Origin of the sequence: Rhizobium sp. F40D2, from assembly GCF_051810745.2 — a bacterium.
GTDB lineage: Bacteria > Pseudomonadota > Alphaproteobacteria > Rhizobiales > Rhizobiaceae > Rhizobium.
Map to the genome: position 1 here is coordinate 3542625 of NZ_CM131436.1, position 21454 is coordinate 3564078.

The following is a 21454-nucleotide window of genomic DNA, read 5'->3' on the forward strand; positions in this document are numbered from 1 at the left end:
TCGGCCTTCAGGAAGCTCAAACAGGATCGAGGAAACCCGATGGGCATGAAATCAAGATTGTTCGCAAGCGCGGCTTTTCCGCTGCTTTCCCTCTCGCTGGCGTTCCAGCCGGCATCGGCAATGGCTGCCGTGCGCGACGTCGCGACGCAGGCACAGGCCGTGCGGCAAGTCGAACAAGGCAGTTTCGAAGTGGCGCAGGACGCGCCTCAAGATGCGCCTTCCGATGAGGAGTTGCTGAAGAAGAAGCGCAAGCAGAAGGAAGAGGCTCCGGCCGAGAAGGCACCGGCCGCCGAGCAGCCGAAGGAGGCGCCCGCCGAAAAGCCGAAGGCCGAGCGCAAGGAGGCACCGGCGCCTGAACCCAAGGAGCCAGAACCCAAGGCAGAGCCAGAACCGCCGAAGGCCGAAGCGCCGAAGGAAAACCCGCGCCGCAGGCCGAAAGCAAACCCGAGCGGAAAGCCAAGCAGGAAGCCCAGCCCGAGGCCAAGCCGGAGGCCGCGCCGCAGCAGGAGCAGCCGGTAACCCAGGAGAAGCCGAGGAAGCCGAAGAAGCAGGCCGAGCCGGAGGCTCAGCCGCAGCCCGAACAGCAGCCGGCGGCAAAGGAAGCGCAGCCGGAGACAGAGCAGGCGCAGCCGGAAGCCAAGCCGGAAGGCGGCAAGCGCGCCAAAGGGCAGGACAAGGCCGAGGGCAAGGATAAAGGCAAGGGCAAGGCCGAGACTGCGGCTCCCGAAGCCGTGACGCCGACCGAGGAGCAGGCCAAACCCGAAGTCAAGCCGGAGGCAAAACCCGCCGCCGAAGCACCGGCAGAGAAGAAGCCGGCAAAGGGCGACGCCTCAGCACCCGCGGAGAAGCCGACCGAAGGCAAGGCAACTGAAGATAAGGCAACTGAAGGCAAGGCGACCGAAGATAAAGCGGCGGCACCAGAGGCGGCACCCGCCGAAAAGCCGAAGGACGGCACCGCGGCAAAGCCTGCCGGCGAACAGCCCGCAGGCGCGCAGCCGGCCGCGCCGGCGGCCGACACTGCTCAGCCGTTGCCGGATGCCAGCGGCGGCCAGAAGGTCGAGCAGGCCATCCCGGCGCGGGAAAAGGTTTCGCCCGAAGAGCTGGAGCGCCGCAAGAAGATTGCCGCGGATCCGGCCAAGAGCAACGAGACCGTCGTGCTGCCGGTCGAGAACGGTGCGGCCGTGCTCGACAGCGACAAGGATGCCGACCGCAGCAAGGGCCGCGAAGGCCGCCGCGACCGCGACAAGATGCGCGCCGAGACCCAGGAGGTGAAGGTACCGACCTCGGATGCCGATGCGCAGGCCGCCAGCGGCGCCAAGGCGCCGCCGACGATCAAGCTTGAAGCGGTGACCAGCGAGAAGGGCAGAAAGCTCGATGCGCGGCCGCAATTCGTCCGTCCCGACGGCGCGCGCGTCGACGATAGCACCGACGACAATCGTGTGATCATCCAGTACGACAATCGGGTGATCGTGCGTGGCGACGACGACAGGCGGTTCCTGCGCGACGGCGAACGGCCGAGCTATGAGGAGCTGTCGGGTGATCGCTACCGCGAGACGATCACGCGGCCGGAGGGTTACCGCATTGTCACGATCCGTAACCGCTACGGCGACATCATTCAGCGGTCGCGCGTCGACGCCCGCGGGCGCGAGCATGTGCTCTATTATTCGCAGGACCTCTATGATGATCCGGACCGCGACTATTTCGAGGATCCGGGCGCCGACCTGCCGCCAATGCGGCTGCGTGTGCCGCTCAACGATTACATCATCGATACTCGCAGTGACCCGGACCGGGATTATTACGAGTTCCTGAGCGAGCCGCCCGTTGAGCCGGTGGAGCGTGTCTACTCGCTTAACGAGGTGAAGTATTCGGCCCGTATCCGCGACAAGGTGCGCCGCATCGACCTCGACACGATCACCTTCGCGACCGGCAGCGCCGATATCCCGATGACGCAGGCGCGCACCCTGCGCAAGGTTGCCGACGCGATCAGTCAGGTGCTGAAAAAGGATCCGAGCGAAACCTTCCTGATTGAGGGTCATACGGATGCCGTCGGAACCGATCAGAGCAACCTGATCCTCTCCGACCAGCGGGCGGAATCGGTCGCGAACGTGCTCTCGGACGTCTACGGCATCCCGCCGGAGAACCTGGCGACCCAGGGCTATGGCGAGCAATATCTGAAGGTCAACACCTCAGGCCCCGAACAGGAAAACCGCCGCGTTACCATCCGCCGCGTGACGGCGCTGGTTCGGCCGGTGGCTGCCAACCAGTAAATATCGTTGCCCCTCTCCATTTTGGGGAGGGGCATTTTATAGCCTTTTCCCTTTATCTGCTGCCCCCATCCCGCCGGTTCTACTCGCCGGCTTTCCTGGCCGCCTTTTCGATGATGTCGGCGACCTTCTCTGCTTGGGATGCGAAGACAGCGTGGCTTGCCTTGATCTCGGTCACCTCGCTGCCGGCTCGTTTTGCCATGTCGCGTTCCAGTTCGGGGTTGATGGCGCGATCCTCCGTGGCGACGATCGACCAGCTGGGTTTTGTCAGCCATGCCGGCTCGGCGATTTTGGCCCCGAACGCCTGCTTCGAGGCGAAGACCTGCGATCGTGCCAGAAAATCGGCTTCGGCTTTCGGCAGGTCGGCGGCAAAATCCGCGGCGAAGGCGCCCGGATCGAGATAGAGATATTTGCCGTCCTTGGTTTCCTTGATGTCCATGCTGCCTGCGGGTTTGGAGCTGGCGAGGCCCAGCAGACTCTCGCCCTTGTCGGGCTGGAAGGCTGCGACATAGACGAGGCCTGCAACCTTGGGGTCGTTGCCGGCTTCGGTAATGACCATGCCGCCATAGCTGTGGCCGACGAGCAGGCTCGGTCCGTCCTGGAGGTCGAGAACCCGCTTCGTCGCCGCCACATCGTCGTCGAATGAGGTGATCGGCTCCTGGACGATGGTGACGTTGAAGCCGCGTTTCTGGAGGATCTCCGTCGCCTTGCGCCATCCCGACCCGTCGGCGAGCGCGCCGTGGACGATGACGATGTTCTTCACCGCCGCAGCCTCTGCTGCGAAGGCGATGGCGGTGGTGGCGAAGGCAAGGGCTGCCGTGAAGAGAAGACGTCTGTTCATGGGTATCACTCCATTGGTGGTTGTCGAGGATCGGAATTGATCAGTCTGCGGGTCAGCCGAAGGTGAAGGCGTAGGCCTGCACCCCGGGATCGAGGAAGCGGATCTGGAAGTTGCGGGCGCCGACCGTGCCGGACTGGCGGACAAGCTGGTAAAGCCTGGTCGCCGTCACCGTACCATTGCCGTCGGCATCGATGTCGGAGCCGTGGTCCGGTCCCGGCGCCTTGCCGTCGACCGTCACCTGGAAGCGGATCGGTTTGCCATCGGCGCCAGGCCCGAGAACGAGATGCAGGTCGCGGGCGCTGAAGCGATAGGTGATGCCGCCGCCGGCCTGATCAAGCCTCGCCTGATCCTTGCCGACAGTCCAGGTTCCGGACAGGCCCCAGCCGTTGAGGCCGGGTTCTGCGATCGAATACTTATGCGGCGCGTCGGCCTGTAGTCCTTCGGGCGAGGCAAAATTCGCCGCCTGTTCGTAGCCGAGATAGGTTTCGCCGGAGCGGATATTGCCAAGGTCGGGACCTGCTTCCACGCCCTTGGCGTCCGGTGCGACCGGCGCACTTGACGTCATCTGGCTGCCGGCTTCGCGCAGCAGGTCCTGGATAGCTTTTTCGGTCCTGCCATAATTGCCTTCGCCGAAATGATGGTAGCGGATCTGGCCCTCGGCATCGATGAGGTAGCCGGCCGGCCAGTAGCTGTTCTCGAAGGCGCGCCAGATTTTGTAGTCATTGTCGATCGCGACGGGATAGCCGATATCAAAGTCACCGACCGCCTTCTTGACGTTGTCGAGCTTCTTCTCGAAGGCAAATTCCGGGGCGTGGACGCCGATCACCACGAGGCCCTGATCGGCGTATTTTTCCGCCCAGGCTTTGACATAGGGGATCGTGCGAATGCAGTTGATGCAGGAATAGGTCCAGAAGTCGACGAGCACCACTTTGCCCCGCAACTGCTCGGTGGTCAGCGGCTTGGAGTTCAGCCATTCGACGGCGCCGTCGAGCGAGGGCGCATAACCTTCGACCGGCAGATCACTGCGGAAGGGTTTCTTGGCGTCTGCGATCATCACGTCGTTGCTGGCGACCTCGGAGGGTGTGCCACCCACGGGCTTGGCATGCAGCCTGTCGAGCACGGCCTGTTCCAGCGATGCGGTGCTCGCATAGGAAAGCCGCGACAGCAGGCTGGTGTCGAGGCCGAGGGCGATGACTGCGACACCCGCGAGCACCGCAGCGCCGAGACCCTGGCGAATCCGGTCGCCGAGGCCGAGCGAACGTTTCATCGCGGCGAATATCCTGCCGCCGACAAGCAAGGCGACGGCAAGCGAGGTTGCAGCACCGGCGGCATAGGCGGCGAGCAGGAAGGTGGTCTGCAGGTTGGCGCCCTGAAGGGCGGCGCCTGTGAGAACAAGGCCGAGGATCGGCCCGGCGCAGGGCGCCCAGAGCAGGCCGGTGGCGACGCCGAGGATGAGGGCGCTCTTGACCGTCGGCGCGGCGCGTCCACCGCCGTTGGCGTTCAGGAGATTGTTGCCGAGATCGACGATCGGCCGGGCAAGGGTGCTTGCGAAGCGCGGCGACAGCAGGCTGGCGCCGAAGAGCGCCAGCAGGACGATTGCGGCGAGGCGGCCATATTCATTGGCGCGGATAGCCCAGCTGCCGCCGACCGCGGCCAGCGTGGCGACGAGGGCGAAGGTGGCAGCCATGCCCGCCAGCATCGGCAGCGTGCTCTTGACGAAAGGCTGTCCGGCGCGGGCGAAAACGAAGGGGAGGATGGGGAGGATGCAGGGGCTGAGGATTGTCAGCGCACCTCCGAGATAGGCAATGATCAGCAGTGTCATCATCGTTTCCTTTGAAACCGATTGATCGGGCTCTGGACGGCGATGGGCCTGAACCAGCAACGGAGGGGATATGGCCGGGTCGACGTATACCGGATGTGTCCGGTTTCGCGGGAAAATGTACCGAACTGTTGCTGATGGTTGATCGTGATACAGAGCGACACAAACCGGCGTCGCAGCGACGGCGAGCGATGAAAACGGCGCGATTGTATCGGAATGTATCCCGGCGGCCGGAAGCTACATCGGCATTCAATAACGATGGCTCGTGACATATCGCTGATACAAGTGGAACGTCTTTTGAGGACGTGATTCATTCGACAGGAGAGACCGATGTCAGAGCAAATCAACCATCACCGCCGCCGGTTCTTCGGCATGACGGCAATCGCGCTTGCCGCCGTCGAATTCGGCGTGACGGGTACGGCGGCCGCCCAGTCGGCGCTGCCGGCCGTAAAGGCCGGAACCAATACGTCTTTCGAAGCGCTGAAACGGGTGAACGCGGGCGTGCTCGATATTGGTTATGCCGAGGCCGGCAGCCCGGATGGTCCCGTTGTTCTGCTGCTGCATGGCTGGCCCTACGATATTTATAGTTTCGTCGATGTTGCGCCGCTGCTGGCCTCAACAGGCTATAGAGTGATCGTGCCCTATCTGCGCGGTTACGGCACGACCCGCTTCCTGGACGACCAGACACCGCGCAACGGTCAGCCGTCGGCGCTGGCTGCCGATATGATTGCGCTGCTCGATGCGCTCGATATCGAGAAGGCGGTCGTTGCCGGCTATGACTGGGGCGGGCGGACGGCCAACATTATGGCGGCATTGTGGCCGAAGCGCTGCAAGGCGATGGTCTCGGTGAGCGGATATCTGATCGGCAGCCAGGAGGCCAACCTGAAGCCGCTGCCGCCGAAGGCGGAACTGGCCTGGTGGTATCAGTTCTATTTTGCAACCGAACGTGGGCGGCTGGGTTACGAGAGCAATACTCATGATTTCGCAAAGCTCATCTGGCAGACGGCTTCGCCGAAGTGGAATTTCGACGATGCGACTTTCGACAGGTCGGCCGCCGCCTTCGACAATCCCGACCATGTCGCGATCGTCATTCACAATTATCGCTGGCGCCTGGGGCTTGTCGAAGGCGAGGCCAAATACGATGCCTATGAGAAGACGCTCGCCGCATTGCCGATGATCTCCGTGCCGACGATCACCATGGAGGGGGATGCAAACGGTGCGCCGCATCCGGAGCCTTCCGCCTATGCCGGAAAATTCTCCGGCCGATACGAGCATCGCACGATTAGCGGCGGCATCGGCCACAACCTGCCGCAGGAAGCGCCGCAAGCCTTTGCGCAGGCGGTCATCGACGTCGACCGCTTCTGATCGATGAGGCCGGCCGCAGAGCCTCGTTGCTTGGGCCGGCGGAATATGCGTAGGTCGCGTCAGCCGCCTCAATATCGAGAAGGAGGGCGCGGCCGCTTCTATCGGTAAGGGTACAGGAACATATGGATCATGTCGATCACATCCTGGTCGTCGACGACGATCGCGAAATCCGCGAGCTGGTTTCGGGCTATCTGCAGAAGAATGGTTTGAGGACCAGCACTGCCGCGGACGGGCGCCAGATGCGCAGCTTTCTCGAAGCCAATGCCGTCGACCTGATCGTGCTCGACGTGATGATGCCTGGCGACGACGGGCTGGTGCTGTGCCGCGAACTGCGCGCCGGCCGGCACAAGGCGATCCCGATCCTGATGCTGACGGCCCGCACCGATGAGATGGACAGGATCCTCGGGCTGGAGATGGGCGCCGACGACTATCTCGCCAAGCCCTTTGCCGCGCGCGAGCTGCTTGCCCGCATCAAGGCGGTGCTCAGGCGCACGCGCATGCTGCCGCCGAACCTGCAGATCAGCGAGGCCGGGCAGTTGCTGAGCTTTGGTGACTGGCGGCTCGATACGGTCGCCCGGCATCTTCTCGACAGGGAGGGGACCGCGATTGCACTCAGCGGTGCCGAGTACCGGCTGCTTCGCGTCTTCATCGATCACCCGCAGCGGGTGCTCAATCGCGACCAGCTTTTGAGCCTGACGCAGGGCCGCGATGCCGATCTCTTCGATCGTTCGATCGATCTCCTGGTCAGCCGCCTGCGCCAGCGGCTGGGAGACGATGCGCGCGAACCGACCTACATCAAGACGGTGCGCAGCGAAGGCTATGTATTTTCCGTTCCGGTCGAAATCACGGAGCTGCGCCAATGAGGGCGATCTCCTGGTTCTCGGGTTTGATGTGGCCGAGGACGTTGCGGTCGCGGATCTTCCTCATCCTGCTGATCGGTCTCGCCCTTGCCTACGGGCTGTCCTTCAGTGTGCTCTATATGGAGCGCACCATGTCGGCCAAGGCGGTGATGCTCGGCACGCTGGAGAATGACGTCGCAACGTCGATCGCCGTTCTCGACCGGCTTCCGCCAGGCAAACGCGGCGATCTCCTCGACCGGCTGAGCCGCGGCAATTACCGTTTCGTTCTCGGGCCCGGACTTCCCGGCGTACCCGACACGTCAAGCAAGGGGGCGGAGATATCGGGCAAGATCGAGGAGGCGACCGGACATCGCTTTCCGATCAGCATCGAACGGATTCCGGGTGAGGTGAACCGATTGCAGGCGCATCTGACGCTAAGCGACGGAAGCCCGCTGACGATCGACGTCACGCCGAAGGGCGTCATGCCGATCGCTGCATGGCTGCCCTATGTCTTCTTCACCCAGATGCTGCTGCTTATCCTCTGTACATGGTTCGCGGTTCGCCAGGCGATCCGGCCGCTCGGTGCGCTTGCTGCCGCAGCCGATGCCCTCGACCCCAACAAGGACGGTCCCGCTTTGAGCGAGGCCGGTCCGAGCGAGGTCGCGCATGCGGTGAGGGCATTCAATGCGATGCGGGAGAGGATCGCCCATTACCTCGAAGAGCGCGTCCAGATACTGGCGGCCATCTCGCACGATCTGCAGACGCCGATCACCCGCATGCGCCTGCGCGCCGATATGGCGGAGGAATCGCCTGAGAAGGACAAGCTGGTGCATGATCTCGGCGAGATCCAGCGCCTCGTCCAGGACGGTATAGCCTATGCGCGCAGCGCCCACGGCAGCGGCGAGAAGAATGCCCGCATCGATCTCGCCTCGTTCATCGACAGCATATCCTACGACTATCAGGACACCGGCAAGGCAGTCACCGTCGTCGGGCTGGTTCAGGGCGCCGCCTTGACCAAGCCACACGCCCTTCGCCGCATCCTGTCGAACTTCATCGACAATGCGTTGAAGTTTGCGGGTGCTGCCGAAATCAGCGTCGAACACAATGCGGAAAACAATGTGGTCATCACCGTGATGGATCGGGGGCCTGGAATTCCTGACGATATGCTTGAAGCCGCCATGCAGCCCTTCTTCCGGCTGGAGCAATCCCGCAACCGGGAGACCGGCGGCACCGGTCTTGGTCTTGCGATCGCCCAGCAGCTGACGGCCAAGATCGGCGGATCGCTCCGGCTCTACAATCGCGCCGGCGGCGGACTGGCGGCGGAAGTCACCCTTCGGTGACGATGGCCGGGATCGCCGGAAAATTTCCGGCGGTTTGTATGGGACAATGTCCTGGATGCCGGATGCTACGTTTTGTGACATTTCGGCCGATTTCGGAAACATGCCGGATATAACAGTCGGTCAAACCACACTCCGTTCAACCCGATCGCCTGAGGCGATCCGGTCGCGAGTAGCGACCCAGACAAGGAGTGTTTCTATGACCAAGATCGACAAGGTTCTTTATACCGGCAGGACCCGCACCACCGGTGGGCGCGACGGCGCTTCGCAGAGCGACGACGGAGAACTCAATATCAAGCTCTCGCCTCCCGGCAGCGCGCGGCCGGGCACCAATCCCGAACAGCTTTTCGCCGCCGGCTGGTCGGCCTGCTTCATCGGCGCGATCGGCATTGCCGCAGGCAAGCTGAAGGTCAGGCTTCCCACGGAGACCGCGGTGAATGCCGAGGTCGACCTCGGAACGACCGACGGCGGCTATTTCCTGCAGGCACGCCTTAAAGTCAGCCTGCCCGGCATCGAAGCCGATGTCGCAAAGGCGCTGGTGGATGAGGCGCACCGGACCTGCCCCTATTCAAAGGCCACGCGCGGCAACATCGATGTCGATTTGATCGTTGTCTGACGGATAACGACCGATCGGCCTCGCCGATGGAGGATTTGATGCGATTGATGATCATCTGCATTTTGGGCGCGACGGTCTTCGCCGCGCCCTGCATTTACGACGTAAGCTCGCGGGAGCCTTCGCCGCTCGCCGGCCTTGTGACGGCGGCGGCCACGGTTTCCTCTTCAGGCCATCAGGGAGAAAGACAGTGAAACTCTATCAGAACGAAATTTCCTCGGCGACCTCAAGAGTCCGGATCGCGCTCGCTCTGAAGGGGCTGACGGCCGAGGCGCTGCCGGTGACCATTCTCGGTGAAGAGGCCGAGAGCCGGCAGGCCGGCTATCGCAGCGTCAATCCGCAAGGGCTGGTGCCGGCCTTGCTGACGGATGACGGCGTTCTCATTACCCAGTCGCTGGCGATCGTCGAATATCTAGACGAAGTCCAGCCGCAACCGCCGCTGCTGCCAGACACGGCGGAGGGCCGGGCGCTAGCGCGGTCGATCGCGCTGGCGATCGCCGCCGAGATCCATGCACTGCTGCCGCCGCGGATCGGCCTGCATCTCAAAACGGTCTTTCACGCCGATGCCGATGCCATTGCCGGCTGGAGCCGCCACTGGGTCGGCGAGGGAATGGCCGCTGTGGAGACGATGATTGCCGGCCGCAGGCAGGGCGCCTTCGCCGTCGGCGATCGGCCTGGCGTTGCCGATATCTTTCTCTTCCCGCAGGCGATCAGCGCCCGACGCATGGGCTTCGATCTCGCCGGGTGGCCAAATATTGCGGAGATTGTCGCCAGGCTCGAGACGATCCCGGCTTTCCAGGAGAATGCGCCGGCGCCGAGACGGTGATGCGACATGAAGAAGCGGCCGCACATGATGCCGGCCGCTTCTATTCTCAGCGGTTGACCCTTGCCTGCAGATGCGCGGGATACCGATCGCCTTCCACCTTGATGGTGGCGAGCGCGCCTTCGATATTGCCGAGATCCTCCGCCGTCAGTTCGACCTCGGCGGCCCGGATGTTCTCCTCCAGGCGATGCAGCTTGGTGGTGCCGGGGATCGGCACGATCCAGGTTTTTTGCGCCAGCAGCCAGGCGAGCGCCACCTGGGCGGAGGTCGCCTGCTTGCGTGTGGCGATCTCTGCGAGGAGATCGACGAGCGCCTGGTTGGCCTTTCGCGCTTCTTTCGAAAAGCGCGGCACGATGTTGCGAAAGTCCTTGCTGTCGAAGCTGGTCGTCTCGTCTATCGCGCCGGTCAGAAAGCCCTTGCCGAGCGGGCTGAACGGCACGAAGCCGATGCCGAGCTCTTCGAGCACCGGCAGGATGTCCTGCTCCGGCTCGCGCCACCAGAGCGAATATTCGCTTTGCAGCGCCGCCACCGGCTGAACGGCATGGGCGCGGCGGATCGCCCGAGCGCCGGCTTCCGAGAGGCCGAAATGCCTCACCTTGCCCTCTGAAATCAGCGCCTTGACCGTGCCAGCGACATCCTCGATCGGAACTTCCGGATCGACGCGATGCTGGTAGAACAGATCGATGACATCAGTCTTCAAGCGCTTCAGCGCCTGGTCGGCAACCGCGCGGATCTGCTCGGGCCGACTGTTCATGCCGCTCTGGCCGCCATTGGCATCGAAGTTGAAGCCGAATTTGGTGGCGATCACCACCTCGCTGCGAAAGGGAGCAAGCGCCTCTCCCAAAAGTTCTTCGTTTCTATAGGGGCCGTAGGCCTCGGCGGTGTCGAAGAAGGTCACGCCGCGTTCGAACGCCTGCCGGATCAGCGCCACGGCTTCCTGGATATCTGTCGCCGGGCCATATCCATAACTCAGCCCCATGCAGCCGAGACCGATGGCCGAGACTTCGAGACCGCTCTTTCCGAGTTCACGCTTATGCATCGCCGTTTCCTTTCCAAGCTTGGTACTGACTGTCGATGACATGCTCCATCCAGTCGACCACCTTGCCGTCGAGCTGTTCCTGGATGGCGATATGGGTCATTGCCGTCGTCGGCGATGCGCCATGCCAATGGCGCTGACCGGGGGAGAACCAGACGACATCGCCGGCGCGGATCTCCTCGACAGGCCCAGCTTCGCGCTGCACGCGACCGCAGCCAGATGTGACGATCAGCGTCTGGCCGAGCGGATGGGTGTGCCAGGCGGTTCGGGCGCCGGGCTCGAAAGTGACGCTGGCGCCAGCCGCGCGGGCCGGGTCGGTCACCTAAAAGAGGGGATCGATGCGCACCGTGCCGGTGAACCAGTCCGCCGGTCCTTTGGCCGAGGGCTGCGAGCCGCTTCGCTTGATTTCCATGATCGTCCTTTCCTGTGCCGAGAGTACGGGATGGTTCGTCCCGCACGCAGCGGAAGTCTTCGTCCTCGGTTGACAGGATATTTAGCGCGTGCCTTTGGCCGGGATTAGATGGTAGTTCTGGCACGGACTTATGAGAGGATTTCATAAATGCCGCGTCCTGCCGTCAATGACCTGATCGCTTTCGTCGCCGTTGCCCGTGCAAAAAGCTTCACGAAGGCGGCGGGGAAGCTCGGTGTGTCGCAATCGGCGCTCAGCCATACCATCCGGGGGCTCGAGGAGCGGCTCGGATTGCGATTGCTGACACGCACGACGCGCAGCGTCTCGCCGACGGAGGCGGGTGAACGCCTGCTTCTCACCATCGGCCCGCGGCTCGACGAAATCGAGACCGAACTGGCCGCCTTGAGTGCGTTTCGGGAAAAGCCGGCCGGTAGCATTCGCATCAATGCCGGCGAGCATGCGGCGGATGCCATCCTCTGGCCCGCCTTGGAAAAGCTCCTGCCTGATTATCCCGATATCAATGTCGAGATCATCGTCGATTACGGCCTCACCGACATCGTCGCCGAACGCTACGATGCGGGTGTGCGGCTGGGGGAGCAGGTGGCCAAGGATATGATTGCGGTACGCATCGGTCCCGACATGCGTATGGCTGTGGTCGGCGCTCCCGGCTATTTCGAAAGACGGACGACGCCGCTAACGCCGCAGGATCTCACCGATCACAACTGCATCAATTTACGCCTGCCGACTTATGGCGGCGTCTATGCCTGGGAGTTCGAGCGGGATGGGCGCGAGTTGAAGGTCCGTGTCGAGGGACAATTGATCTTCAACAATATTGCCCTGCGGCTGAACGCGGCGCTCGCAGGGGCGGGGCTTGCATATCTCCCGGAGGATGCCGTGCAAAGTCATCTTGCCGAGGGACGACTGGTGCGCGTGCTCGAAGACTGGTGTCCGCCGTTTCCCGGCTATCATCTCTATTATCCGAGCCGCCGGCACGCCTCGGCGGCCTTCGTCCTCGTCGTCGGTGCTCTTCGCTATCGAGGATAGCGGCCGACATTCTCAGAGCCCGCCAGCGAGCGGGTATCCACTCCAAAGCTTATTTAAATACTCCGACCGCGGCTTGCCGGGAGCGAAAACACGGCGCGTCGGCGATTTGACATTCCATCACTCGCCACTAATTCACACTTGAAACTGAAGGAAACAATGAATGAATACTGCGCTGCCTGCCACGAAAGCTCGGACCGGAGTGTCCGGTTTGGACACAATTCTGGCGGGGGGACTTTCCACGGGCCACGTGTTTCTCCTTGAGGGAAATCCGGGGGCGGGGAAGACCACCATCGCGTTGCAGTTTCTGATTGAAGGTGCGCGCCTCGGCGAACGGGGACTTTATATCACCCTTTCGGAGACCGAGAGCGAACTGCGCGCCGGCGCCGCCTCGCACGGAATGGTGATCGACGGCAATATCGAGGTGTTCGAGGTCGTGCCTCCGGAAAGTCTGCTGGACGCCGAGCAGCAGCAGAGTTTGCTTTATTCCTCGGATCTCGAACTCGGAGAAACCACCAAGGAAATTTTCGCGGCTTTCGAGCGGATCAGGCCGAGCCGGGTTGTTCTCGACAGCCTGTCCGAAATAAGGCTGCTCGCGCAAAGCTCGCTGCGCTACCGCCGGCAGATCCTTGCGCTCAAACATTATTTTGCCCGACAAGGTGCAACGGTCCTTCTCCTCGATGATCTGACATCTGACATCCTCGACAAGACGGTGCATAGCGTCGTGCACGGAGTCATCCATCTCGACGAGCTGGCGCCGAGTTACGGCGCAGAACGCCGACGCTTGAGGGTGACGAAATACCGGGGACAGGCTTTCCGCGGTGGGTACCATGATTTCACCATTCAAACCGGCGGTGTCGTCGTATTTCCGCGCCTCGTCGCCGCCGAACACAGGTCGAGTTATGTTCGCGACCAGCTTGCCAGCGGCATTGCCGGGCTGGACCTGCTTCTGGGCGGCGGGCTCGAGCGGGGGTCGAGTACGCTGATCCTCGGTCCTGCCGGCACAGGCAAGAGCACCTTTTCTTTTCAATTTGTGATGGCGGCCGTCGCACGCGGCGAAAAGGCGGCTGTTTTCATTTTCGACGAAGAACTCGGCTTGTTGTTCACGCGCCTGAAACAGCTCGGCATGGATATCGAGGCCCTGAGGGATGAAGGTTTAGTGCACATCGAGCAGCTTGATGCCGCCGAGTTATCACCCGGTGAATTTGCCCATCGCGTCTGTGCTTCCGTCGACAGATCGGGCGCGAAAACCGTGATTATCGACAGCATCAACGGTTACCAGGCTTCAATGCCGGATGAGAATTCGTTGATATTGCATATGCACGAGCTGCTGCAATACCTGAACCGGCAAGGAGCGAACACCTTTATCACCGTTGCCCAGCACGGACTGGTGGGTGACATGAAAGCGCCCGTCGACGTGACCTATCTCGCCGATACCGTCATTCTGCTGCGGTATTTCGAAGCTGCGGGAAAGGTGCGGCGGGCGGTCTCGGTGATCAAGAAGAGGACCGGCTTTCACGAGGACACGATACGAGAGTATCGCATAGATGCTAGCGGCTTGCGGTTCGGAGATCCTCTCGTCGGGTTCCAGGGGGTGCTTCGTGGGGTTCCCGAATTCGTCGCAGCATCCGCGCCGCTTTTGCCAACCGACAACAAGGACGGCGGCAATTCCTAATTTCCCGAATCCGAAGGCCCTGATCTACGCACCGGCCGGACGAGATGCCCAGGTCGCCGCATCATTGACCGATCAGACCGGATTACCCTCGATAGCGGTTGCCGATCTGAGACAGTTCGCCGCGTCACTCGATGAGGAAATCGCGGTTGGCGTTCTGACCGAAGAGGCCGTCCGCGGAAATGACCTGAGACCGATTGCTGTCTGGGTTGCCGCCCAACCGAGTTGGTCCGACCTGCCATTCATCGTCCTGACCCAACGCGGCGGGGGACCTGAACGAAACCCCGCCGCCGCCAAGCTTTCCGAGATCCTCGGCAATGTCACCTTTCTGGAAAGACCGTTTCATGCGACGTCCTTCATCAGCGTTGCGCGGACTGCATTAAGGGGGCGCCTGCGTCAGTATGAAGCGCGCGCCCGGCTCGAGGCTTTGGGCGAGGGAGAGCGGCGGTTGCAGACAGCGCTGGCGGCCGGCCGTCTCGGGGCGTGGGAGCTGGAACTATCCTCGATGGCCTTGTCCGCATCGGCGACCTGCAAAGCAGTGTTCGGTCGAGAGCCGGACGTTGAGGTGACGCGCGATGATCTGATTGCCAGCATCCACCCTGACGATCGCGACCTTGTGCTGGCTCGCCTGCGCCAGACGATCGACACCGGACGCGATTATTCGATCGAGCATAGAACGATCTGGCCGGATGGATCAGAGCATTGGACCGAGGTTCATGCCCAGCTTTACACCGACAGATATGGTTCTGCCCGGAAGCTCGTCGGGGTGTGCTCAGATACCACGGCCCGCAAGACCATCGAGGAAAATCTGAGACGGCTCAATGAGAATCTCGAGGAGCGAGTCAGGGAACGGACGAGGGAAGTCAACGCCGCCCACCAGACGTTGCTTGAAGAGGTCGCCCAGCGGGAGAGAGGCTGAAGAGCAACTCCGCCAATCCCAGAAAATGGAAGCGATCGGTCAACTCACAGGCGGCGTTGCCCACGACTTCAACAATCTGCTGATGGTGGTTCTCGGAAATCTGGAGCTGCTCGGCAAGCATGTTGCCGGAGATGGCAAGGCGATGCGGCTGGTCGATGGGGCGCTTCAGGGTGCGCGTCGGGGGGCGGCATTGACACAGCGCCTGCTGGCTTTTGCCAGGCAGCAGGATCTGCAGGTCAAGCCCGTCGATCTGGCCGACCTGGTTTCCGGGATGAACGACCTGCTGCAGCGCTCGGTCGGATCCTCGGTCAGTATCGAGACCACGCTTCCGGCGACATTGCCGCCGGCGCTTGTCGATGCGAACCAGCTCGAACTGGCGCTGCTCAACTTAGCGGTGAATGCCCGCGATGCGATGCCGGATGGCGGAATGTTGTCCATCTCGCTGCGCGAGGAACAGGTCGTCGGCAAAGTCGGCGATCTCGGCGAGGGAGCCTATCTCGTGTTGGCGGTGGCCGACAGCGGCACGGGCATGGATGCCGAGACGCTGAAGAAGGCCGTCGATCCGTTTTTCTCGACCAAGGAACTCGGAAAGGGCACCGGCCTCGGCCTTTCGATGATCCATGGACTTGCCGTTCAGCTTAATGGCGCACTTGTTCTGGCGAGTGAGCCTGGAGCGGGAACGACCGCCGAATTGTGGCTTCCGGCGACCGAACGACGTGCCGAGCGGCCGACGGAGGCCGTGCTCTCCGCTCCGCAGGCTGCATCCCGACTGAAGATCCTTCTGGTCGATGACGACGCCTTGATCGCCATGAGTTCGGTCGACATGCTCGAAGATCTCGGACACGAGGTGGTCGAGGCAAATTCCGGCGCGCAGGCGCTTGACCTGATCAGAAGCGGTCAGCATTTCGATTTGATGATCACCGACTATTCGATGCCCGGCATGACCGGCGCACAGCTCGCTGAAGCGGCGCGGGAGATTAATTCGGCCCTGCCAATCGTGCTGGCAACGGGCTATGCTGATCTTCCTGCCGGCACCGACATCGATCTACCGAGACTGGCGAAGCCCTATAGCCAGACCCAGCTTGCCAGGGAAATCGGCAAGGCGGTGGCAGACGCGCTGCCGCTCGGATTCGATAACCGAACACGAGGCTCAGAGATGAGCCGTCTCAAGACCGACGATGCCGGCGATGAAATCGGCGATGGCGCCTGTGTCGTCTAGATCAAAGACCGGCAGGGTCGTATCCGTGACGGCGTGATCTGCGGCGATCGCGCAGATATGGGGATCGCTCGGCGCCAGCGGCTGGCGATTGGCGGCTTCCAGGCGGCGGGCCTCGATCTTCGGGATTGGCTCGCGCTTGTAGCCTTCGATCAGGACGAGATCGCAGGGCGCCAGACGCGCAAGGATATCCTCGAATTCAGGTTGTGGCGCGCCGCGCAGCTCATGCATGATGGCATAGCGGGTGCCGGAGACGATGGTGACCTCATGGGCGCCGGCCTCGCGGTGGCGGTAGCTGTCGGCGCCGACCTTGTCGATATCGAAATCGTGATGGGCGTGTTTGATCGTCGAGATCTTATAGCCGCGGCGGGTGAACTCCGTCACCAGCCGGACGGCGAGCCCGGTCTTGCCCGAGTTCTTCCAGCCTGCGATACCGAAGATTTTGGGTGCGGTCATGCGCGAAGGGCCTCCAGCCAGCGTTCGGCTTCGACGAGATCATCCGGCGTGTTGATGTTGAAGAAAGGATCGAGCAGGCTGGCGCGGGTCGGATGCAGCGGAAATGATACTTCCGTAACGTCATGCCGCAACAGGAAGTCGCGCACGCGGCGCTTTTCGTCGGTGACGATCCAGGCTTCGAGGTCGGCGGCGAGCGTCACCGGCCAGAGACCGAAGACGGGATGGCTGCGGCCTTCGGAGGCGGCGATGGCGATCTGCGACGGGCGCTCGAGCGTTGCCCCCAGCCGGGCGACGAGATCGGCCGGGAAGAACGGGCAATCCACCGAGACGGTGACGACATGGGTGATCCCGGGAAGGCCGGCAGCATAGACCATCGCCGCATGAATGCCGGCCAATGGCCCGGCCCTGCCGGGAAAACGGTCGGGGACGACAGGCACATCCTCGGCGGCGGCATCGGCATTGACGGCAACGGGAAGGACTTGCTGCGAGAGGCGGGTCAGCACATGGCGTAGCAGGCTTTCGGCCCCGAGCATTGCGCCCGCCTTGTCGCGGCCCATGCGCTGCGAGCGGCCGCCGGCCAGTACGACGCCTGCTATTTCGGATCTGCCGATAGAGAATTCAGTCATCATCCTGCCTCACACCGGTGAGCGCGGCGCAGATTCCTGCGCGATCGGCGGCACGCGGCGCTTGGCCTCACGATAGAACGTATAGAGGCCGGAAGCGATGACGATCGCAGCGCCCACGAGCATCCAGCTGTCTGGCACTTCGGCAAAGAAGAAGAAGCCGAGCAGCGAGGAAAAGATCAGGCTGGTATAGCGGAAAGGCGCGACGAAGGAAATTTCGCCGGTGCGCATGGCGAGGATGACCGACTGGTAGCCGACGAGCACCAGTACCGAGGCAAGCAGGAGATGACCGAGCGACGTGGCGCTGACCGGCTGCCAGCCGCCGAGCACGGGGATGAGCAAAGCACCGAAAAAGGAGATGGAGATGGCGGTGATGACCGTGATCATCAGCGAGGTAATCTCCGGATCGATCGAGCGGGTGGCGAGATCGCGGCCCGCCGTTGTCAGCACCGCGGCGATGCAGAGCAGGGCGGCGGCGGTGAACCCTTCCGGTCCGGGGCGAATGATGATCATCACGCCGACCAGGCCGACGAGGATCGCCGACCAACGCCGCCAGCCGACGGGCTCGTTGAAGAACAGCGCAGCGCCGAAGGTGACGACCAGCGGCAGCGACTGCAGGATCGCCGACGCATTGGCGATCGGCATCATGCCGAGCGCGGTGATGTAGGTGACCGCGGAGAACATCTCGCAGACGATGCGGAGGATGATGATCGGCTTCAGCATCACGCGCCAGGAGCGCAGAGCCCCCATTTTCCAGGCGATCAGATAAACGAGCAGGCTGGTGAAGAGCCCGCGCAGGCACATGATTTCGCCGGCGTTCATAGAAGCGATCACCGATTTGGAGAGAGCGTCGCTCGCGGAAAACCCGGCCATCGCCATGCTCATATAGATGGCGCCCTCAGTATTGCGTGACCGTGGCATGAATAGATTCCCTTACCTGTGCGTCTCTTCTTAGTCGGGAAGATACATGAAGGGAATCGGATGAATGTCACACCCGGGATAAATCGATGATGCAGCGCACAATGGTGCTGACGCCGCGGCGGGTGCGCATGTGGAAGATCCGGCAAGGTGGCGTTTTGCAACGCGAATTTCGGTATTTCCGATGCGGCGATCGGGGCTTCCCCCTCCCCGGCTGCTGGGGGCTGATCGCCCGCCGAAAACATCGGCTGTCGGTGGTTTTCGTTTGTCCGCGCGGGAAACGGGTGGCTGCATCGCCCGATGTTTGAGATTCCGGATGCCTCGACAATTGAGGAGAAACGGACATGACACTTCTGAACGACAAGGTCGCGATCATCACCGGCGCAAGCTCCGGCATCGGCCGCGCCGCGGCGAAACTCTTTGCACGGGAGGGCGCCAAGCTCGTGGTCACCGGGAGGCGACAAGAGGCGCTCCACGCCGTCGTCGCTGAGATCGAGGCGGAGGGCGGGCAGGCCGTCGCCCTATCGGGCGACGTCCGGGACAAGGGGTTGCAGGCAAGGCTTTGTGAAACGGCTGTCTCACGCTTCGGCGGGCTCGACATCGGCTTCAACAATGCCGGCATTCTCGGGGAGATGGGGCCGGTGGCGGAGTTGTCGCCGGAGGGCTGGCGCGAGACCATCGAGACAAATCTCACCGCGGCCTTCTTCGGCGCCAAACATCAGTCGGCAGCGATGAAAAACGGTGGCGGGTCGCTGATCTTCACCTCCACCTTCGTCGGCCACACCGCCGGCATGCCTGGCATGGCCGCCTATGCTGCGAGCAAGGCGGGGCTGATCGGCTTCGTGCAGGTGCTCGCCGCCGAACTCGGGCGGCAGAACATCCGCGTCAACGCCCTGCTGCCCGGCGGCACCGACACGCCGGCCAGCATCACCAATGCGCCGGATGCGACGGCAGAAGTGCTTGCCTTCGTGGAGGGACTGCATGCGCTGAAGCGCATGGCCCAGCCGGAAGAGATCGCCAATGCGGCGCTGTTCCTGGCGTCGGATATGGCGAGCTTTGTGACCGGGACGGCGATGCTGGCGGATGGCGGGGTTTCGATCAGCCGGACGTAGAGTGGGTGAGGGGTGTGTGGTATTGCTGGCCGCGGTGCCGGGTCTTTTGCTCTTCGCTCAGCGCATTCGCGGCTTTGCCGCTCACCCCCTCATCTGCCTGCTGGCATCTTCTCCCCGCCGGGGAGAAGATGAATCGTGGTGATGCCTCGCGCCCTTCGAGATCTCTGCTTGAGAATGACGGCCGTATGTCTCGCTCCCCCTTCTCCCCAGCGGAGAGAAGATGCCCGTCAGGGCGGATGAGGGGGTGAGGAACGTAAGCGACGAACGCCTTGAGCGGCAAGCGAAAGGCAAATGGCCTCAGGACAGCTACTTCCATCCAGCGTTAGTGCCGCCGCCTCTCAATGCCTCATCCCACCTACGACATAATCAACCCGCCATCGACATTGATCGTCTGGCCGGTGATGTAGGCGGCGTCGTCGCTGGCGAGGAAGGTGACCAGGCCGGCGACGTCTTCGCCGGAGCCGGCGCGTTTCATCGGGATGCCATCGACCCATTCCTTCATCAATTCGCCGGGGGCGTAGTTTCCGAGGAGTTTGCCCCAGGCCTGGTCGTTATAGGCCCACATGTCGGTTTCGATGATACCGGGGCAGAAGGCGTTGACGGTGATCTTTTCGGTCGCGACTTCCTTGGCCAGGCTTTGGGTGATGCCGACCACGCCCATTTTCGAGGCGGCATAATGCGGCGTGAAAATGAAGCCGTCGCGGGCCTGGCCGGAGGCGGTGTTGATGATGCGGCCACCGCGCTTGTGCCTTCGCATGCGCGATATCGCCTCCTGGGCGCACAGGAAAACGCCCTTTGTGTTGACGGCCATGACCTTGTCCCACTCGTTCTCGGTCAAGTCCTCGACACGGGCGATGGTGATGACGCCGGCATTCTGGATCGAGACGTCGACAGCGCCGAATTCCTTCTCGGCAGCATCATAGAGGGCGATGACACTCGCCTTGTCGGTGACGTCGCCGATGAAGGAGATCGCCTTGCCGCCTTCGGCCCGGATTTGTTCGGCAACGGCGTGGACCAGGTCCTCGTTCGCGGAGACGACGAGGTTGGCGCCTTCTTTCGCAAACCGCTTGGCGATCGCCGCTCCGATACCGCGGCTAGCCCCGGTAATGACGACAGTCTTTTGCTCAAAGCGTTTCATGCTTTTTCCTTCCGGTATCCGTCGATAAACAGCAAATCCGGGCGTGACCTGCCCAGCAATCATTATTGGAGATCAAGCGACAGCTTGTCCGATCGGCGTGAAGGGCGGGCAGACGGCGATATCGCACGCCGTCTAGCCCGTTGCTCCCTTCAGCCTCGATCTCAGCCAGGGAGGAGGCGAGACCGTTCATTTCGACTTGCCGGCGATGAACGCCGCATCGGTTCACCAGCAGCAGAAACCGCCGTCGACGAGAAGATCGACGCCGGTTACGAAGCTTGCTGCATTCGACAGCAGGAATACGGCCGGACCGACCATCTCGTCGACATCAGCCATGCGCTGCATCGGCGTCTGCTCTTCGAAGAGCTTGGTCTGGTGGACCATCTCCGGACGGGTGTTCATGGGCGTCGCCGTGTATCCGGGGGAAATGGTGTTGACGCGAATGCCGCGGCCGACCCATTCCATGGCCAACGACTTCGACATATGGATGACGCCGGCCTTGGAGGCGTTGTAATGCGCCTGGTTCAGCCCGCGGTTGACGATCACGCCCGACATGGAAGCAATGTTGACGATGGAGCCGCGTCCATTCTTCAGCATGGCGCGAGCCTCGGCCTGGCAGGAAAGGAAGATGCCTTTCAGGTTGATATCCATCAACGTCTGATATTGGTCCTCCTCCATCTCCTCCGCCGGGTTGGCGTTGGCGATGCCTGCAGCGTTGACGGCGAGCGTCAAGGCGCCGAGATCGGCTTCGGTGCGTGCGACCGCATCTCCAAGCGAAGATTTGTTCGTAACGTCAGCCGCGATCTGGATCGAGCGGCGGCCGGCGGCGCTGACATGTTCAGCCGTCTTGGCCAATCCGTCGTCGGTTCGACGGTCGAGCAGGGCCACGTCGGCGCCGCATTGCGCAAGGCCGATGGCAATGCGCTGCCCGATGCCGCTTCCGGCCCCGGTGACGATGGCAACCTGGCCGCTGAGATCGAAAAGCTTCGGGGCGTTCAGAGTGATGTCGGACACCG

Annotated in this window: 16 protein-coding genes and 3 pseudogenes; 10 read left to right on the plus strand and 9 right to left on the minus strand. The window is 62.5% G+C overall.

Features of this window, described 5'->3' with window-relative positions; translation table 11 throughout:
• The first annotated feature begins 39 nt into the window (after positions 1-39).
• Positions 40-2267, plus strand: a pseudogene (locus ACS4RS_RS17070) (OmpA family protein).
• Positions 2268-2346: 79 nt separating this feature from the next.
• Here ACS4RS_RS17070 and ACS4RS_RS17075 read toward each other — a convergent pair.
• A complete protein-coding gene (locus tag ACS4RS_RS17075) occupies positions 2347-3105 on the minus strand; it encodes an alpha/beta fold hydrolase (RefSeq protein ID WP_439010024.1) in 759 nt (252 codons plus the stop codon).
• A gap of 52 nt (positions 3106-3157) precedes the next feature.
• On the minus strand, positions 3158-4927 hold the full coding sequence (locus tag ACS4RS_RS17080) for a redoxin family protein (protein WP_439010023.1): 1770 nt from the start codon (positions 4925-4927) through the stop codon (positions 3158-3160).
• Between the two features lie 327 nt (positions 4928-5254).
• On the opposite strand from ACS4RS_RS17080, the gene ACS4RS_RS17085 reads away from it, so the two are divergent.
• From ACS4RS_RS17085 to maiA, 5 genes are all read left to right on the plus strand, one after another.
• Positions 5255-6289, plus strand: coding sequence for an alpha/beta fold hydrolase (locus tag ACS4RS_RS17085; RefSeq protein ID WP_439010022.1), 1035 nt, complete (start codon positions 5255-5257; stop codon positions 6287-6289).
• A gap of 122 nt (positions 6290-6411) precedes the next feature.
• Entirely contained in the window at positions 6412-7152 is a 741-nt protein-coding gene (locus ACS4RS_RS17090) for a response regulator (RefSeq protein WP_439010021.1), read from the plus strand.
• A complete protein-coding gene (locus tag ACS4RS_RS17095; protein WP_439010020.1) occupies positions 7149-8468 on the plus strand; it encodes an ATP-binding protein in 1320 nt (439 codons plus the stop codon). Before ACS4RS_RS17090 ends, ACS4RS_RS17095 begins: the two co-directional genes overlap by 4 nt.
• A gap of 196 nt (positions 8469-8664) precedes the next feature.
• A complete protein-coding gene (locus tag ACS4RS_RS17100; protein WP_439010019.1) occupies positions 8665-9081 on the plus strand; it encodes an organic hydroperoxide resistance protein in 417 nt (138 codons plus the stop codon).
• 187 nt (positions 9082-9268) lie between these two features.
• Positions 9269-9904: a maleylacetoacetate isomerase gene (gene maiA, locus ACS4RS_RS17105; RefSeq protein WP_439010018.1), complete on the plus strand. Its 636-nt coding sequence runs from the start codon at positions 9269-9271 to the stop codon at positions 9902-9904.
• A gap of 46 nt (positions 9905-9950) precedes the next feature.
• On the opposite strand, the gene ACS4RS_RS17110 is transcribed toward maiA, so the two are convergent.
• Complete coding sequence (locus ACS4RS_RS17110; protein WP_449313748.1) at positions 9951-10940, minus strand: aldo/keto reductase; 990 nt, start codon at positions 10938-10940, stop codon at positions 9951-9953.
• Positions 10933-11349, minus strand: a pseudogene (locus tag ACS4RS_RS17115) ((R)-mandelonitrile lyase). Before ACS4RS_RS17115 ends, ACS4RS_RS17110 begins: the two are co-directional and overlap by 8 nt.
• Positions 11350-11496: 147 nt before the next feature.
• Between ACS4RS_RS17115 and ACS4RS_RS17120 the strand changes: the two are divergent.
• From ACS4RS_RS17120 to ACS4RS_RS17130, 3 genes and pseudogenes are all read left to right on the plus strand, one after another.
• On the plus strand, positions 11497-12390 hold the full coding sequence (locus ACS4RS_RS17120; RefSeq protein WP_439010017.1) for a LysR substrate-binding domain-containing protein: 894 nt from the start codon (positions 11497-11499) through the stop codon (positions 12388-12390).
• 160 nt (positions 12391-12550) lie between these two features.
• A complete protein-coding gene (locus ACS4RS_RS17125; RefSeq protein ID WP_439010016.1) occupies positions 12551-14062 on the plus strand; it encodes an ATPase domain-containing protein in 1512 nt (503 codons plus the stop codon).
• Positions 14055-16197, plus strand: a pseudogene (locus ACS4RS_RS17130) (ATP-binding protein). Before ACS4RS_RS17125 ends, ACS4RS_RS17130 begins: the two are co-directional and overlap by 8 nt.
• Here ACS4RS_RS17130 and mobB read toward each other — a convergent pair.
• From mobB to ACS4RS_RS17145, 3 genes are read right to left on the minus strand one after another with little or no spacing between them, the layout of a single operon-like run.
• Positions 16129-16650: a molybdopterin-guanine dinucleotide biosynthesis protein B gene (mobB, locus tag ACS4RS_RS17135; RefSeq protein ID WP_439010015.1), complete on the minus strand. Its 522-nt coding sequence runs from the start codon at positions 16648-16650 to the stop codon at positions 16129-16131. The pseudogene ACS4RS_RS17130 and the gene mobB overlap by 69 nt on opposite strands.
• A complete protein-coding gene (gene mobA, locus ACS4RS_RS17140; RefSeq protein WP_439010014.1) occupies positions 16647-17276 on the minus strand; it encodes a molybdenum cofactor guanylyltransferase MobA in 630 nt (209 codons plus the stop codon). The genes mobB and mobA overlap by 4 nt, the downstream gene beginning before the upstream one ends.
• Positions 17277-17285: 9 nt before the next feature.
• The gene (locus ACS4RS_RS17145; protein WP_439010013.1) at positions 17286-18194 is read right to left on the minus strand and encodes an EamA family transporter; all 909 of its coding nucleotides are present in this window, start codon (positions 18192-18194) and stop codon (positions 17286-17288) included.
• Between the two features lie 341 nt (positions 18195-18535).
• Here ACS4RS_RS17145 and ACS4RS_RS17150 point away from each other — a divergent pair, with 341 nt between their 5' ends.
• On the plus strand, positions 18536-19303 hold the full coding sequence (locus ACS4RS_RS17150) for an SDR family oxidoreductase (protein ID WP_439010012.1): 768 nt from the start codon (positions 18536-18538) through the stop codon (positions 19301-19303).
• Positions 19304-19658: 355 nt separating this feature from the next.
• Here ACS4RS_RS17150 and ACS4RS_RS17155 read toward each other — a convergent pair whose 3' ends face one another.
• Positions 19659-20441: a glucose 1-dehydrogenase gene (locus tag ACS4RS_RS17155; protein ID WP_439010011.1), complete on the minus strand. Its 783-nt coding sequence runs from the start codon at positions 20439-20441 to the stop codon at positions 19659-19661.
• A gap of 222 nt (positions 20442-20663) precedes the next feature.
• A complete protein-coding gene (locus tag ACS4RS_RS17160; RefSeq protein ID WP_439010010.1) occupies positions 20664-21452 on the minus strand; it encodes an SDR family oxidoreductase in 789 nt (262 codons plus the stop codon).
• Between the last annotated feature and the right edge of the window lie 2 nt (positions 21453-21454).

What these genes read in the sequence shown, in the direction of transcription:
- ACS4RS_RS17110 (WP_449313748.1), bottom strand. Translation starts at nt 10,940, where the DNA reads ATGCATAAGCGTGAACTCGGAAAGAGCGGTCTCGAAGTCTCGGCCATC.
- ACS4RS_RS17075 (WP_439010024.1), bottom strand. Translation starts at nt 3,105, where the DNA reads ATGAACAGACGTCTTCTCTTCACGGCAGCCCTTGCCTTCGCCACCACC.
- ACS4RS_RS17080 (WP_439010023.1), bottom strand. Translation starts at nt 4,927, where the DNA reads ATGACACTGCTGATCATTGCCTATCTCGGAGGTGCGCTGACAATCCTC.
- ACS4RS_RS17145 (WP_439010013.1), bottom strand. Translation starts at nt 18,194, where the DNA reads ATGCCACGGTCACGCAATACTGAGGGCGCCATCTATATGAGCATGGCG.
- ACS4RS_RS17155 (WP_439010011.1), bottom strand. Translation starts at nt 20,441, where the DNA reads ATGAAACGCTTTGAGCAAAAGACTGTCGTCATTACCGGGGCTAGCCGC.
- ACS4RS_RS17125 (WP_439010016.1), top strand. Translation starts at nt 12,551, where the DNA reads ATGAATACTGCGCTGCCTGCCACGAAAGCTCGGACCGGAGTGTCCGGT.
- ACS4RS_RS17120 (WP_439010017.1), top strand. Translation starts at nt 11,497, where the DNA reads ATGCCGCGTCCTGCCGTCAATGACCTGATCGCTTTCGTCGCCGTTGCC.
- ACS4RS_RS17090 (WP_439010021.1), top strand. Translation starts at nt 6,412, where the DNA reads ATGGATCATGTCGATCACATCCTGGTCGTCGACGACGATCGCGAAATC.
- ACS4RS_RS17100 (WP_439010019.1), top strand. Translation starts at nt 8,665, where the DNA reads ATGACCAAGATCGACAAGGTTCTTTATACCGGCAGGACCCGCACCACC.
- ACS4RS_RS17150 (WP_439010012.1), top strand. Translation starts at nt 18,536, where the DNA reads ATGACACTTCTGAACGACAAGGTCGCGATCATCACCGGCGCAAGCTCC.
- ACS4RS_RS17095 (WP_439010020.1), top strand. Translation starts at nt 7,149, where the DNA reads ATGAGGGCGATCTCCTGGTTCTCGGGTTTGATGTGGCCGAGGACGTTG.
- mobB (WP_439010015.1), bottom strand. Translation starts at nt 16,650, where the DNA reads ATGACCGCACCCAAAATCTTCGGTATCGCAGGCTGGAAGAACTCGGGC.
- ACS4RS_RS17085 (WP_439010022.1), top strand. Translation starts at nt 5,255, where the DNA reads ATGTCAGAGCAAATCAACCATCACCGCCGCCGGTTCTTCGGCATGACG.
- mobA (WP_439010014.1), bottom strand. Translation starts at nt 17,276, where the DNA reads ATGACTGAATTCTCTATCGGCAGATCCGAAATAGCAGGCGTCGTACTG.